This is a genomic window from Sphingobacterium sp. MYb382, from assembly GCF_037572665.1.
GTDB lineage: Bacteria > Bacteroidota > Bacteroidia > Sphingobacteriales > Sphingobacteriaceae > Sphingobacterium.
The window spans coordinates 99,854-114,240 of sequence record NZ_JBBGZT010000026.1 but is presented as its reverse complement, the minus strand read 5'-3'; the positions used below and the strand labels follow the sequence as shown (position 1 = coordinate 114,240).

At 42.8% G+C, this 14,387-nt stretch carries 10 protein-coding genes; all 10 read right to left on the bottom strand.

What is annotated here, in order from left to right:
• Window position 1: 1 nt before the first annotated feature.
• On the bottom strand, window positions 2-685 hold the full coding sequence (locus WH223_RS14195) for a GDSL-type esterase/lipase family protein (protein WP_340048403.1): 684 nt from the start codon (window positions 683-685) through the stop codon (window positions 2-4).
• Window positions 686-716: 31 nt separating this feature from the next.
• On the bottom strand, window positions 717-2,117 hold the full coding sequence (locus WH223_RS14190) for a DUF5009 domain-containing protein (RefSeq protein ID WP_340048402.1): 1,401 nt from the start codon (window positions 2,115-2,117) through the stop codon (window positions 717-719).
• Between the two features lie 10 nt (window positions 2,118-2,127).
• Window positions 2,128-3,006, bottom strand: a complete 879-nt coding sequence (locus WH223_RS14185) for a hypothetical protein (RefSeq protein ID WP_340048401.1) — start codon at window positions 3,004-3,006, stop codon at window positions 2,128-2,130.
• Between the two features lie 7 nt (window positions 3,007-3,013).
• Window positions 3,014-4,213 (bottom strand): copper amine oxidase, encoded by a 1,200-nt coding sequence (locus WH223_RS14180; RefSeq protein ID WP_340048400.1) that lies wholly within the window; start codon window positions 4,211-4,213, stop codon window positions 3,014-3,016.
• 5 nt (window positions 4,214-4,218) lie between these two features.
• The gene (locus tag WH223_RS14175) at window positions 4,219-5,139 is read right to left on the bottom strand and encodes a DUF5017 domain-containing protein (RefSeq protein WP_340048399.1); all 921 of its coding nucleotides are present in this window, start codon (window positions 5,137-5,139) and stop codon (window positions 4,219-4,221) included.
• Window positions 5,140-5,154: 15 nt separating this feature from the next.
• Window positions 5,155-6,729 (bottom strand): RagB/SusD family nutrient uptake outer membrane protein, encoded by a 1,575-nt coding sequence (locus WH223_RS14170; RefSeq protein ID WP_340048398.1) that lies wholly within the window; start codon window positions 6,727-6,729, stop codon window positions 5,155-5,157.
• 19 nt (window positions 6,730-6,748) lie between these two features.
• The gene (locus tag WH223_RS14165) at window positions 6,749-9,886 is read right to left on the bottom strand and encodes a SusC/RagA family TonB-linked outer membrane protein (protein WP_340048397.1); all 3,138 of its coding nucleotides are present in this window, start codon (window positions 9,884-9,886) and stop codon (window positions 6,749-6,751) included.
• A gap of 39 nt (window positions 9,887-9,925) precedes the next feature.
• A complete protein-coding gene (locus WH223_RS14160) occupies window positions 9,926-11,794 on the bottom strand; it encodes an FAD-dependent oxidoreductase (protein ID WP_340048396.1) in 1,869 nt (622 codons plus the stop codon).
• Window positions 11,794-12,819, bottom strand: a complete 1,026-nt coding sequence (locus tag WH223_RS14155; RefSeq protein ID WP_340048395.1) for a phosphodiester glycosidase family protein — start codon at window positions 12,817-12,819, stop codon at window positions 11,794-11,796. The genes WH223_RS14160 and WH223_RS14155 overlap by 1 nt, the downstream gene beginning before the upstream one ends.
• 208 nt (window positions 12,820-13,027) lie before the next feature.
• Window positions 13,028-14,347, bottom strand: a complete 1,320-nt coding sequence (locus tag WH223_RS14150) for an alpha amylase family protein (protein ID WP_340048394.1) — start codon at window positions 14,345-14,347, stop codon at window positions 13,028-13,030.
• Between the last annotated feature and the right edge of the window lie 40 nt (window positions 14,348-14,387).

Sequence of the window (14,387 nt, the reverse complement as noted above, 5' to 3'; positions counted from 1 at the left end):
TTTACAGGGCTTTTAACTTTCTTAAATAATTAACTAATTCTACGTAAGCTGCCACTTCAAGGTGTATACCATCGGGTGTAATCTCTTCACGTAGATTCCCCGAATCATCTGCCACAACCAGGTGTAGATTAATAAACGTAACGTTCTTCGTCTTAGCACTCAACGCCTGCAAGCCGACATTCAACGTAGCGATATCGCCATTGTTTACCGCTTTAAAAGAAGCTATCAACTTCGTTGGATGTATAGGCAAAATACTGTTCAGATAGATTTTCGTCTTCGGTGAATCTTTTTGAATCTGCTGAACGATACGTGCATAATTAGCGATAATAGTAGTCGTAGGAATTCCGCGCTTTAGGTCATTAACACCAATCATCAAGAAAACCTTTTTAGGCTGATGCCTTGTGATTTCGTCTAAGCGCGCCAATACACCATAAGATATATCACCACTGATTCCACGGTTAAGAATCGGAAGATCAGGAGCGATATCATTCCATCGTCCAGCGTCGGTCAAACTATTCCCCAAGAAAATTATAGCTCCTGGCAGGGTCGGCATCTTTTTATGTATAGCCAGCCTGTCGGTATATCCTGAAAACACATAATTGCTATCTATAGCAGTCGTCACCTGACTTTTAGCTGCCGTTAAGGCAAAGCACAAGGTTATTAAGAGCAAACAGCTTTTTTTCATTTTTCTTATTTTTAGTATAATATCTAATGTATTAAGAGCGCCAAAACCACTTTTTATTCGTCGCGAAATTGGTAATCAACACCATCAGCAGAATAAAGACAGCGGTGCGTACTAAACCCAAATAAGGATTCATTGCCGCCAGCGTATCAAAAAGAGGCAAGATATGGAGCAGCCCCAAAACAGGCGTAATGCAAAAAGCCGAAACGCAATAGGCAATCATCGGATTTTGTCCATTTTTAACAACAGCGGAAACCACCATATTATGTGGAAACACTTTCGTTATATAGTCACAAACGATGTAGAAGATAAAAGCTAATCCACTCGTTAAGAACCAATAGCTAAAGGAAGAAGGATCTTTTTTAATTCCACCATCTAGCGGTTCAAAGAACAGCGCAACCGAAGCAAAGGTGAAGCCCCACGCCACGAGGATTTTGTAAAACCCAAATTGTCCTTCATTTCGTTGACGAAAGAAAAAGTAAAAAGCAAGTCCAAAAAGTGCATGTCCAGCCAGATTAAGCTGCAACAGACGCATATACAAGGTGACAACATGAAAAGCGACAAAAGCGAAGCCCATAAGCGCCAAAATACGTGCTCCAGCTTTTTCTTCCAGCGTATAGGCATTATTGGTTATGGTTTTATGCTTGACAAGCAAATCTCCTAGAATCGACCCCGGAAGGACAATGCATAAGTACTTTAAGAAAGCAAAATTGTAAAACCACTTGCTATCAGGGTGAAAATTCCACACCGCAGCCGTCCAGCTTCCGGGTAGATCTTTGGTAAACCAAATACCCATGAAAGCAATTAAGATGGCGATTCGCAATAAGAAACTTTCGGCTGTCAACAACCAACAAAGCGAACCAAATACGGCCATATTGGCCAATACCAAAATGATAATATTGTTCTTAGACTTACTGAAGGTATTCCCTAACACTTCACTGTGGTAATACACCAACAATCCAATTAATAAGAAGCCCAACAGCTGCAATCCATAACGTTTTGCTTTGCTTCCTTCGAGGCGTAGAAACACAAGGAAGAAACAGAAAAAGGTCAACAAAGAACTGAGGTAGTTCACCCATTTTGGGCCCGTTAGATTATCTGGCGTTAAGTAGGCTAATATAATGGCAAAAAATACCAATAATGCCCCGCGCTTCACCAATCCCGTACCGATCAGGGTATATTGCTTGGCGGCAAGCTTATTACGTAAAGCCAACGGAAAAGCCGCTCCCATGGTAAATAAGAAAAAAGGGAACACTAAGTCGACCCAAGTTATCCCAGGATTATTGGGGTTAAATTTAAAATCCGGCGGAGCCACTTGCGCATGGTACATCCATCCCGGAAAATCGGCCGTCCAAGGAAGTACAGCGGCCAAGACCATCCCTATGATGGCCAAGCCGCGCAGTAAATCTATGCTATAATTTCTTTTGAGGAGCATCTGTTATTTTTTAATATCCAGCACCATTTATATTGATTACCTCTGCCCCTATTCCTTTATCCTTCGCATCTGCTTGGATGGAGAAAAATTTGAGTTCAGGACAGCTCATTTCCGTGTAGCGACCCTTATGGAAAGGAGTTTTCACCACTTTACCATCTTCTAGACGCAACAAATCGGTATGTTTCCACTTCCCTTGTGTCACCGCCGTTTTGGTGGCTTGCGCAGGCTTACCCTCATTACTCATTTGGTCGATGGCATTTACACGCTTGAACTCTCCTTTATTTTTTAAGGAATAACCAGCGCACTCAAAAGTCGTTTCATAACTCTTACCAGCTCCTTTAATTGTAAACTTCACCAAGCCGTCGCCCACTGTTTCTAGCGACATGAAAACTTCATCACCAGGATACCAATAATAGGCAGCCTCCGCCGGACCGTTGACAAAAATGGCCTGTTGTCCAGATTTATGACCTGTACGACGCAAAAACGGACGAAAAGCAACGCGGGATTCTGAAACTCGCCCTTGTTCATCTTTTATCACTTCCCAGCTTAAGCCAATATCTGTCTCTTGACCATCCACCAATCCGCCTAGATACACGGAAGGATTATCTAGATATTGCTTTAAGTTCTTGGGATTTTTACGCGTCTCATCAAAAGCAATTTGTGGCAAAACTACCGTTCCACTAATACCCACCCAGCTGTCCGTACTAGACACTAACTTACGGTAGTAAGCACCAGCAAAACATGGTTTTGAGGCTACAGGACGAACTTCATTGCTAAAAAAAGGATACGTAGCAACTTCTGGTTCTACCTGCTTTTGCTGTACATTTTGTTGTTTAGCACAGCCCATAAGACCAAGCAGCGGCACAGCGATATAAAACAATCTTATCATCTTCATCTTACTTCAAATCAATAGGTATAAGAATCAAAGGTGTCGGCAAGCAGGAAGCTCCTGGCGGCGAATAGGTGAAATTAATCTCCTGGATAGCCTTCGTCGGGTCGGGCTTATAGATTTCAATAAGGATAGTCTCTGGCGCCGCCTTGGTCACTAAAGCATCAATCGGCAACTGGCGAACCACTTTATTTCCCTGTTGGTCGAACAGCTCCATGGTTAATCCCATGCCGCCACACCATTGATTATCCGCGGAACGCGAGTTCCACGTCACAAGAGCTAAGCCTTTACCATCGGTACTTTTCCATTTTATTTTCGTGTTGTACAAGACGCCGTAGTTTCCAGCATTGCGGGCAAAAGCTTTTTCAGCACCTATGGTTCCGGTGATCCAGGGGTCATCCTGTCCATCCGCGATAATCAATTGGGAGATTCCATTTTTTGTATCTAGGGTATCCGTTGCCGCTACGGCATAGTTGGAAATGCCAAATAAGCCTCGTCCTGCATTCCCATGACTATGGGGAATAATATTTTTAATCTTCGCAAAAGCTTCTGGTCCTTTGTTTTCTGGAGCCGTTTGTAGCACCGAAATTTGTGCCGGCTGATCGACGACAAACTCATAGAAGCCGTGTACGAGCTCGTCATAGCCGACAATATTTTTTTCTAACTGCTCATCAATAGCGATTACCTCACCGGGTTTCACTTTACGGACATCGTTTTGCACCGTAGAAGAGAAATAGTCCTCCAATCCCCTTTTTCCTACATCAAAATAATTCGTACTAGGCTTCTGTGAGGCATACTTCAACATGCGCAGCGACATCACCTCTTTCCCTGTATTCTTAATCACAGCCGTTATCTTACGCGGCATCTTCTGTGGTTCTTTCACCCCATTTACGTTATAAACATACAGACGTACGGCACCAGGAACGACATCTTCCTGCAAGGCGATTGCTTCTGGAACACGAATATATTCCGGATCATCAGAGATGATGAACTCCGGTCCTGGCTGTACCGTTTGCTTAAATTTTATTTTGGGAAAATCCGTCCGTAAAAAATCAGGCAATTTGATGATGCTTCCCACTTTACCTTGTTTAATAATTTGCTGCACGCTGCTATTCGCATCGTGTCGAGCGGGGATAGCTTGCGCGACAGACTGTTGACTATAAGTTAGGGTAGCACATAAAAGAGCTACTTTAAGGATATTCTTCATGAGTATTATTTTACGATTACTTTTACGGTCTTTACGGTTTCTTTTACGTCGTTATAATTGCCATTGACAAATACAAAAGTCACTTCGTACTCCCCTGCTTTAGAAAAGGCGTAGGCAAATTTTTGCATCTTATTATCTGGGTATTTTTTTATAGACTGCCCATTGTCGGGCGCCACCTTGTTTGGATCAAAACGTTTCGAAATAGCCCATCTTTCTACGTCCAAGAGATTGCTCTCTGGGTTGTAGTAGATCATATCGCTATTGTTAAAAATCCATACTCCTTTGTCGGATGGCACCGTCGTTACGGAGGTCCAGGCAGCACCTATGCGGTTGGATACAGGAACAATCTCTGTGTCGGAGAATTTATTCTGAACATTAAACTGGTAAACCCGCCAAGTACGCTGCTGTGCAGCTCCTGTTGTAGACTTTCCACCTTTGTATTTAAAGCCGAAATAAATTGGCTGCCCCGGCTTTAAAAGGTCTTTGATACTCGCGTAATCAGATACCGTGCGCACTCCTACTGCACCGGAAGCTGCCACACACCATTTGAGGCGGTCGCTGATATCTACCCAATTGGCTGCAGCAACGCCATCAGCAGTGTAGGTTCCCGTAAAATCAGTCGACACAAATAGTTTCAGGTTATCGGTTTGCGTCCCGTACAAAACTTGCGTTTCCATATTTAAACGCAGGTCTCCACCTTCAAGCTCAACGCGATTGCGGTGTTTATATTCTTTACCTTTTTCGCCCGAATAGAAGGTTATCATGTCGGCATCATCGGTAAATTGAAAGCGAACAGAATCGTTCACATTATACACGACCTTATCGGTTGTTATTTCGGCAGCAGAAAAATCAACTTCATCGCGTTGACATGCGCTTAATGCCGCTGCCAATAGGGCTACGGTCAAAAATTTCTTAAACATTTTCATAAAAAATAGGCTTAATTACCATCCTGCATTTTGTTTCATGAGTTTATTAACCGTCATCTCATCGCGTGGAATGGCATACAGCGTATCCCTTTCGGTGATGTACTCGGCCGTTCTAAAGCCATACTGATAACTCGCATTAGCGGCTGCTTTATGAGGTAACAGGCCCTTCATCGTTTGCACAAAAATTCCCCATCGCGTTAGGTCAAAACGACGCATACCTTCAAAACCAAGTTCTTTAGATCGTTCTTCTTGAATCTGCTGTTGAAAATCAATCGCATCGAGACCTTTTGGCAAGTCGGCCACATTCACATCCGTAGCACCTGGCTTCAACTTCCCATAGGCTCTTCTACGCACCAAGTTTACATACTCGTCCGCTTCAGCACCACGCCCTTCTGCTGTGGCATTTGCCGCCTCTGCATACATTAATAAAATATCCGCGTAGCGTAAAAGAGGAAAGTTGATAATGGTGGTGTTTGTACTTTTTACAGGGGAGTTTTCAAACTCACGACGCCATTTTGCGGCACAGCGGTTGTAATAGATGGTTGCCGCGCTGCCTGTATACAGGATGCGCCCAACACTAGGTGCTGTTTCATAGTAATAGTCGTTGATATTCCAGTCCCGACGCTCATCTCCCGTCTTAAACAAATCATAGTAAGGCTTCATCACTTTCTGTGCACCATAGCTATACCCGATTGCCGTATTTGCGGTACCAATACCATTGATAGAGCCCACACTACCTTCTTCATATTGACCACCAGAAATATAGGCAAACTCCACCTCCCAGATAGACTCACGGATATCGTAAATTTTCTGTGAATGGTTTTTAAAGACTTGTGTATAGTCGGGATTCAGACGATGAAAGCCCATATCAATCACTTTAGCGGACCATTTTTTCGCTTCGGCATACCGACTTTTATCTTTCAGCGGTGCGCCAGCCATTTTTAAATTTACACGCGCCAAAATCCCCCAAACGGCAGATTTTGAAATGCGGCCAGCATGGTTATACGTCGTGATATTGCCGACTTTATCCGCTGCAGTTTCCATATCTTGGACTATCTGCGCGTAGATTGTTTGTAAGGGCGCTGGTGCCATATCCACTTCTGATGGTGATTTAGTGGCTTGCAAACGCAAGGGTACCGCCCCCCAGTTGGAAGTCAGTAAAAAGTAGTAGTAAGCACGTAGAAATAGTGCTTCACCGCGGTATGTTTCCCGCACGGCATCCGACATGTCTGCTTTATCGATGTTCTCCAACAGCATATTTGCACGGTTGATACCATCGTAAAGTGTAGACCAAGTATTTAAAAGTTTGGTATCACCGATATCGTAGTTGTATAATGCTATATCTTGACTATTGCTGGATAGCGCAAAATAGCCTTCATCACTCATATCCATCTCGAAAAACAGGTAACGACCATACGTAGCCGATTTCCCCAGCACATCGTAAACCCCTGTTAAAGCCGAAAGGACTTCTTTTTCATTTTTATAATAATTGGATGGCGCTACAAAATCAATAGGATCCTCATTCAAGAACTTATCACATGCGCTAAACAACAAAGAGCCAAGGATGCTCGTTAATATTATCTTTTTCATTGTTTCCTTCATCTAGATTTTAAAATGTGACATTCAAACCAAAGGTGTATGTCTTCGCACGTGGATAGGCCGAATAGTCAAAGCCTGTTGTCAATGCCGAATTGCGCACCGATACTTCAGGATCATAACCAGAATAGTTCGTCCAGGTGTATAAATTCTGTGCAGAGAAATAAATCCGCGCTTGCGCAATTTTCAATTTGCTGAGGTAGGCTGTCGGAATGGAATAGCCGAAAGCCAATGTTTTCAAGCGTAAGAAAGAAGCATCTTCGACAACGCGGTCGGAATAGGTTTTATAAATTGATCCACGCGCCGCTGGTAGGGTTCCTTCCGGATTACTTTCGGACCAACGGTCTTTGTAACTCGCAAACTGATTAGTGTTATACTTGTAACCAGACTCCATGATAAGGCGATTGGCGTTCAACACATCGTTGCCATACGACCACTGGAAGAAAACATTTAAATCAAATCCTTTATAGCTGAAATTATTCGAGAAACCACCAAAATGTTTTGGTATCGGATTGCCGATAACGACTTTATCATCATCATTAATCATACGGTCGCCATTCACATCTTTATATTTGATATGTCCAGGCTGCACATTGGTTGTTCCATTTGTCGCAACAGTTGACTTCAAGACATAATTTTTTCCATCGAAGTCGAAGTCATCATATTGGTAGACACCGTCCCAAAGCACACCGTAAAATTGCGACACAGGCTTACCGATTTTTGCGACATACGCTGGCACGGTACGCCAGTCATCGCCCCAACCCATACCGGTAAGGCGTGCCGTCTGGTTATCGACAAGAGCCAACACCTTATTTCTATTGAAGGAAATATTAAAATCCGAAGTCCATGTAAAAGCCTTTTTAATAGGCACGAAGCCTAAGGTAATTTCGATACCGTCGTTTTGGATTTTACCGATATTCTTAATAGCTGCAGCGTAGCCTGTAGATGGCGAAAGACCAGCATTCATCAATAAATCGTGACTTTTCTTACGATACAAATCAAGCACAAGGGTTAGTCTTTCGTTGAAGAACCCTAAGTCTAATCCGACATCGGTTTGTTCAGAGGCTTCCCATTTCAAGGCTGCATTTCCGAGCGACGTAGGAACCATACCACGAACGATTGTTCCTCCATAGCTATACCCGGAAGCATTTAAACTTTGTAAAGCAGCATGTGCAGCGAAGTTCCCTACAGCATTGTTTCCTGTACGTCCCCAAGAAGCACGTACTTTCGCATTCGACACCCATTTCACCTGTTTCATAAAAGGCTCGTTATTGATGCGCCATGCCGTTGCGACGGATGGGAAAAAACCGTAAATATTATTCCCCAAGAAGCGCGAAGAGCCATCTAGACGGTTCGTTAGGGTAACCAAGTAACGTGAATCATACGAATACATCGCCCGCGCCATAAAACTCGCCATTGTCGCTGCCGAGCTTGCTGAAGTGATGCTACTAGGCTCTCCTTCATTTAAGCCTGCAAGGCCAAGATTTTCATTCAACAGGCGAATCGCCGAAGCACCAAACGTCAAGTTTGTAGAGCGCTCGGCCGTAAAGGCGGCCATCGCATTGATATAATGTTTCTTCGCAAGCGTCTTTACAAAGGTCAGCTGGTTGGAAACATACCAACGATCGGATTCGATAAAGCTACGTGAGCCGTTCAATTTAGAGTTCGTAAACTCATGACCGGTACGCGAATTAGAACCATTATAGGTATCATAGCGTCTATTTCCTTTGTAGTAGGTTCCAGAAAGCTTGTATTTTAAATTTTTAAGAATCTCGTATTCTCCGTAACCATTTACCGTAAACGTGGTACCATAATTTTCACGCAATTCATTTTGCGTAGTCATAATCGGGTTAAAACGGTGTTCCTGTGAGGATTCAATCTCCGGGTCGATACCTTCTTCTAACAGGTTAACATTCGTCACAGAAACTGGTCGAAAGGCCCATACGCTAAATAGTAAGTTCAGCTCATGGTTGTAGCCTGCCGCTGAAGTTGGCGTTCCGTAGTTTTTGTAATTCGAATAGTTCGCATCAAGACCAAGTTTCAACTTTTTATTCACCTGCTGATCAAGCGTCATCCTTCCTTGCGTTCTGCCGAAGCCTGAATTTAGGATAATACCGTCTTGGTTAATACGTGATAGCGAAGCGCTATATTTTGTTTGTGCCGTTCCACCAGAAAGTGAAAGGTGATGGTTTGACATACGCGCCGTACGCATTACCTGATCTTCCCAGTTGATGCCATCGAGCAACTTATAGTCTTCCATATCGACCTCTCCATTCTGCAGATAAAGTGACTTTGTACGAACAGGGTCGATATCCCATTGTAGCTTCACAAAGTCATAAGGGCCTAAAACTTTCTGTCTTTTAGAGCTATTCTGAAACCCATAATAGGTATTGTAAGCAATCTTAGGTGCTGATAAAGCGCCACGCTTCGTGGTGATGATCACAACACCATTTCCGCCACGCGCACCATAAATAGCGGTAGCCGAAGCATCTTTTAAAATATCAATAGAAGCGATGTCTGCTGGGTCGAGCGCATTAATCGGGTTAGCGGCCATATTTCCATCGTTTGGATTTTCTACCGGCATCCCATCGATAACATATAAGGGACCCGTATTTTGCGTGATAGATCCTACACCACGAATCACAATATCAATGTTAGAGCCAGGCTGTCCTTCGGAGGAAGTTACCTGTACCCCTGCCACTCGTCCGGCCAATGCTTCATCGAATGATTTCACTGGAGCCTTTTGCAGATCTTGCATTTTAACACTACCAATAGCTCCCGTGAGGTCGGCACGCTTTTGCTCTCCATAACCAATCACGACAACATCTTCCAATACAGAATTGGTCTCCAACAAGGTGACTACTATTTTTGTTTGTTCATTTAGGGTAATGGTTTGTGGCTCATAGCCCACCAAATTAAAGAACAATTTGTTGTTTGGATTTTCCACGCGAATAGTAAACTCCCCTTTACTATTTGTTTGTGTAGCAGTAGTCGTTCCGACCACACGCACCGTAACCGCCTCTAAAAGCTCCCCTTTACGGTTAGTCACTTTCCCTCCAAACTGCTTTACTTGACCGACTGCACTACTAACAAAACAGAGTAGTAACAGCACAATCGTTCCCCGTGAAAACCAATGAATTGATTTAATCATAATTTGTTATTTTAGGTTTTCTTATAAAAATTAGTCTTTTTAGCCCCGCTTCAGCTGCCCCTTAAAATCAACAGGACGCTCAAACACATACAGGTAATGCTCCAGCAAAATAGATACAGCACGACGGTTCAATATCGTTTGCTCATCTGCAGCAACAGAAAGTCCGGCTTTTGCCAGCACCTCTTGTATGCTACGCACCGTAACATCTACTTGCACCGCATGGATGATTTCTTGAAAATCTTTAATGGTTAAAGCTGCCCCCGAAGCCGTCCAGTTGTTTTCCAACACCGGATAATAAGCGCGTAAACCAAGCATCAGCTCATAGCCACTGATTTCACGCTCTGGATAAAACCAAGTTTGATTTGCCCACTTATAAGGAATGCCCACTCCTTTTAATATGCCTGTAGCGCCAACTTTCTGTAATATCTTGAAGTGAGGGTCGCTCGTTGGCACATCGATATAAGGCATGATATAGGCCTTATTATCCAACAATGTAGCCTGTACATCGCGTATAGCCACCTGCGAAGGTGACACATTTTGTTCTACCGCAAGCGCTGCCACAGCGCCAGCGGCTTGACCAATGCCAAGCACAACAGGCTGTAAACGTGTCGCTCCATTTACAATATTGCTTACACCAATACTTTTTTCCGCAACAATAAGCCCTTCATAATTCTCCGGAATCAAAGATCCCATCGGCACATTATAGGAAGGAACGCGAATTTTTACAAAATCAATTTCAGGTGCATTCCCATATTTATAATGGTGATGGTCAATGGTGTAATCACCCACGACAACGCCTGTACGATAATAAGCCTCTGCCGTCTCAAAAGGTGACATAATATGCTGTAGCGAGAAAAAAGATTTTGCTTGTAGACGACGTGATTCCCGGTGATAGGGAATCATCGGAAAGCCATCTTTCGTAGGGTATTCCTTATAATCGATTCCGAAATGTTTATAGCCCAATTCATGTTGAATATAGTAGACAAAACGTAAGGTCATTTGCTTGGCTTCTTCCAACAGTAACGTACGCTCTTCGGGTGTTTTCTCCACGATATTGAGATAAATATCGTTTCCTTTCTTCGGCCAATTAATCATAAACTTATTATTCGGCAAACGACCGTAGGTCAACATCTTGAAGCAGTCGTTATTATCTTTGTTAAAAGTCGCCGGATCCGAAACATCACAACAGCCCGCAAACTCTTCTTTTTTATAGTTCTTTGGCTCTTTAATCGTCTTGTCAGCACCTTGCCCGAAGTCTTTTAGCGTCACCACATAGGTTAAATCTTGCACGATATCATTTCCTTGCTCCAAGGCAAAGGGCTCATTATTCAGGCTTTTGCTATCCATCCCCAGATAATAAGGAACCTGTAAAGAAGCCATTACATCACCCAACTCCGTTGCATCAATCAATACCTTAGCATCGACGGTACTTTCTTTTCCATTTTTAGCTTTTACATGCAAGGTCCATCCCGTAGCAGTTTTTGTTGCCTTTGTCCAGCGCGTCTCAAAAAGAACCTGCACATTTTTTTCCGCAGCAACCATCTGCTGCAATATTTTATTTCCTACAGAAGGTTCAAATAACGTATTGCTCACCCAGCCCGTCTCTACCGCAGCAGGACCGCCATAATAAGCATACAACTGTTGACGGAATTCCCCCCATAATCCCGAAGGAAGACGATGGTTACCATCAATTGCCGATACACCAGCCGAAGTCAACATGCCGCCCAACCAAACTGTTTCCTCCACCACGGTTGCTTTCACACCCAAACGGGCAGCTTGGATCGCTGCCATGGTGCCACTCGCCCCGCCTCCAACAATAAGAACATCGGTTTTTAGCTGAGCAAAAGCCAGCTGAAAGGTTCCTACACATACAACTAGACTTTGAAAAAATAGCTTCTGTATCTTCATTATTTCTTTTTAACTAAAATTGCACTCATTACTTTACGTTCTCCTGCCGCGTCAGAAGGTTTTATCGTTTGTTGTCCATCGACAATCAAGGAAGAAGAACCTCCACCATCAAGATTAATAGCACCAACACAGCCTGCTTCCAACATCACTTGCGCAAGCTCTTTTAACGTCAATCCAGGTGCCGTCGTTGGCGTCCCTCCATCGGCAGCAACCAAAACAATATTGCCGTTTTTAAGGTAGCCTATTGCTGAACGAGCGCGTGAAGATGTATTATCTACAGCAATCAACTCTTGTATATCAGTGATGTTAACAACAGAATCTTTAACCAACATAGGCGACCCACCAATAGCGGAAGTTTGTTGCCAAAGCGCTCCTCCAGCAGGGAAAGCGGCCGTCGGAACGGCTTGTGGAGCCTTACCTTCCTCATTCGAACTCGGCTGCGGATAGGCATACAATTCTCCATTGCCCGTACCTACACTATACACCCACGCAACAGCAGGCACTAAATCCTTATTTAAGCCAAATGCAGCACGTGTAGGGTAATAGGTAGCATTAGCGCCGTTCAAGGTGCGCGTTAAGCTTTTTACATTCACAGAAGCGGTTACGTTATTTTGTAAGACCAAGCTTAGACTGCTCGTTCCAAAGAAGAAACCAGCGTTAATACTCGCGTAGACCGTCCCTGGCTCATCTGCGAAGAATTGAGATGGCGTTTTAGCGGTCGTCGAAAGTACCGGTTTAAACTCGATATTAGCCTTCGGATTAAAAGCAACGAGATATAGCTTTGTTCCTTTATTATTAATGGTTTGCACACTGCGATAAACCTCAACCCCCTTTGGGAATGTCGCGGTTAAGCCTTCTTGCTTTTGCCAATGATCAGCCAAGGCAACAACAGGCTTTGGTACTGGATTTTTATATTTATCGAGTTGATAAATAGAGTATAAGCCAACTTCCTTCTTTTTATCGCATGCCTGAAAAAGGCACAGAAGTAGGCATAAAAACGGGATAATAAATATATAACGTTTCATAATTTGGTTTTTGCAACACTAAATAAGAAAAAAAATACTAAAACAACAAGCTAATTTTAATTTATTTTAAAAATAAGATTAAAATTAACGCATTATATCATTAACTAACCCTATCAAGTATCCGTTTTATAGAAAAAGCCCCTTCCTGTCTTTACAAGACAAAGGGGCTTTAACGAATTTAAACACGGCTAATAAACAACATAAACGCTTATTGTTTACGTAATCCTACGGCTAAGTGATCCCACCAGCCATAATTAATAATATGAACGATATCAAAAATCATAGCACCTTGTGATTTTGCGCGACACATTTTTAGCGCCTTTACAAATTGTGCTGGATTATCTTTATATTGTTCTACGTAAAGGCCAGCATAAACTGGTGTCTTCCCCATGGTAACTTTATTAACCAGCTCCGCAGATCCTTCTACGGTATACCAATCTTCTTTTTTCACCACCAAACCAGATTCCAGCGTTTTCTCTGCATCGGCCGCCTGTTTTGCTAACTCCGATTTTTCAACCTCAAAATAGTAGTTTCCTGTTGTGAAAAGATCCAATGCTTCGGCATAGCCATTGTTTTTGTAGGTAGGTGATGCCCAGTCAAAATCAGCACTTGGATCATACGATTTACTCGCAAAGTTAACGCCCACATCAAAGTATAATGGATACCAAGAACCGGTGTAGTCACCAAAAATAAGCTTAGAATTTATCGCTTTCAAGGCGCCTCGAGCTTCATAAATAAAGTCGTGAATAATTTTTGAGCGCCATTCCAACCAAGGCTTAAATAGCTCACCATCTTTACGTTCTTTATTTTCAAAGGAGAATATATCTGCAGGAAAATTAGTTACTTTCTTACCAATATAGTCTTCAAAAAGCAATCGACTAGCGTCGGAAAAATCAGCGTTTAGATTATCAAACCGTACTCTATCTAGAATAACACCATCCAGCTTAGGGTATAATTCCACCAGCTCTTTCAAAATAGCCAATTCGTAGTCCCTCACTTCTTGAAGCGCCGGGTTAATCATCGCTGAATATTTATTCTTTTGCTCCGTAATAGGCTTCAATCCCTCTGGCAAGTAGGAAATTGTTTGCCATTTTGCTTTAGCACTATCCGAATAAACAACACCACGGTTGAAGTAATTATGGCCAGCCACAAAAACATTCGTCGATGCATGTACCGTCAAGCCAAGCTTATGCCCTTCTTCAATAAAGTAACTCAGCATATCCCAAGAAAGATCCTTTTGCACCTTACTGTCCCCCCATGAGGTCATAACAGGAGCAATCTTACTCGGGTATAAAACTTCACCCGTAATAGGCTTAACATCGACAACAACGTCAGTAATACCGGCTTCTTTGGATTTTTTCAAATAATAAACAATGGAATCTTTGTGGCAAAACCGGTCAAAATTAGCCGTTGCATCGAACCATAAGATATTACGATCTATAAAATAATTGACTTCTTTTTCTTCCTTTGGAGAAGACGCACATGAAATCAGGGTCGTCGCAAATAATAGATAAAATAAACGTAGCATATAAATAGGTAATTAGTTTTTCAAATCGATAAAATGGTAC

Excerpts from the sequence above, each read along its gene's own strand:
- WH223_RS14180 (WP_340048400.1), bottom strand. The coding sequence starts at position 4,213 with ATGAAGAATATCCTTAAAGTAGCTCTTTTATGTGCTACCCTAACTTAT.
- WH223_RS14155 (WP_340048395.1), bottom strand. The coding sequence starts at position 12,819 with ATGAAACGTTATATATTTATTATCCCGTTTTTATGCCTACTTCTGTGC.
- WH223_RS14165 (WP_340048397.1), bottom strand. The coding sequence starts at position 9,886 with ATGATTAAATCAATTCATTGGTTTTCACGGGGAACGATTGTGCTGTTA.
- WH223_RS14170 (WP_340048398.1), bottom strand. The coding sequence starts at position 6,729 with ATGAAAAAGATAATATTAACGAGCATCCTTGGCTCTTTGTTGTTTAGC.
- WH223_RS14160 (WP_340048396.1), bottom strand. The coding sequence starts at position 11,794 with ATGAAGATACAGAAGCTATTTTTTCAAAGTCTAGTTGTATGTGTAGGA.
- WH223_RS14195 (WP_340048403.1), bottom strand. The coding sequence starts at position 685 with ATGAAAAAAAGCTGTTTGCTCTTAATAACCTTGTGCTTTGCCTTAACG.
- WH223_RS14175 (WP_340048399.1), bottom strand. The coding sequence starts at position 5,139 with ATGAAAATGTTTAAGAAATTTTTGACCGTAGCCCTATTGGCAGCGGCA.
- WH223_RS14150 (WP_340048394.1), bottom strand. The coding sequence starts at position 14,347 with ATGCTACGTTTATTTTATCTATTATTTGCGACGACCCTGATTTCATGT.
- WH223_RS14190 (WP_340048402.1), bottom strand. The coding sequence starts at position 2,117 with ATGCTCCTCAAAAGAAATTATAGCATAGATTTACTGCGCGGCTTGGCC.
- WH223_RS14185 (WP_340048401.1), bottom strand. The coding sequence starts at position 3,006 with ATGATAAGATTGTTTTATATCGCTGTGCCGCTGCTTGGTCTTATGGGC.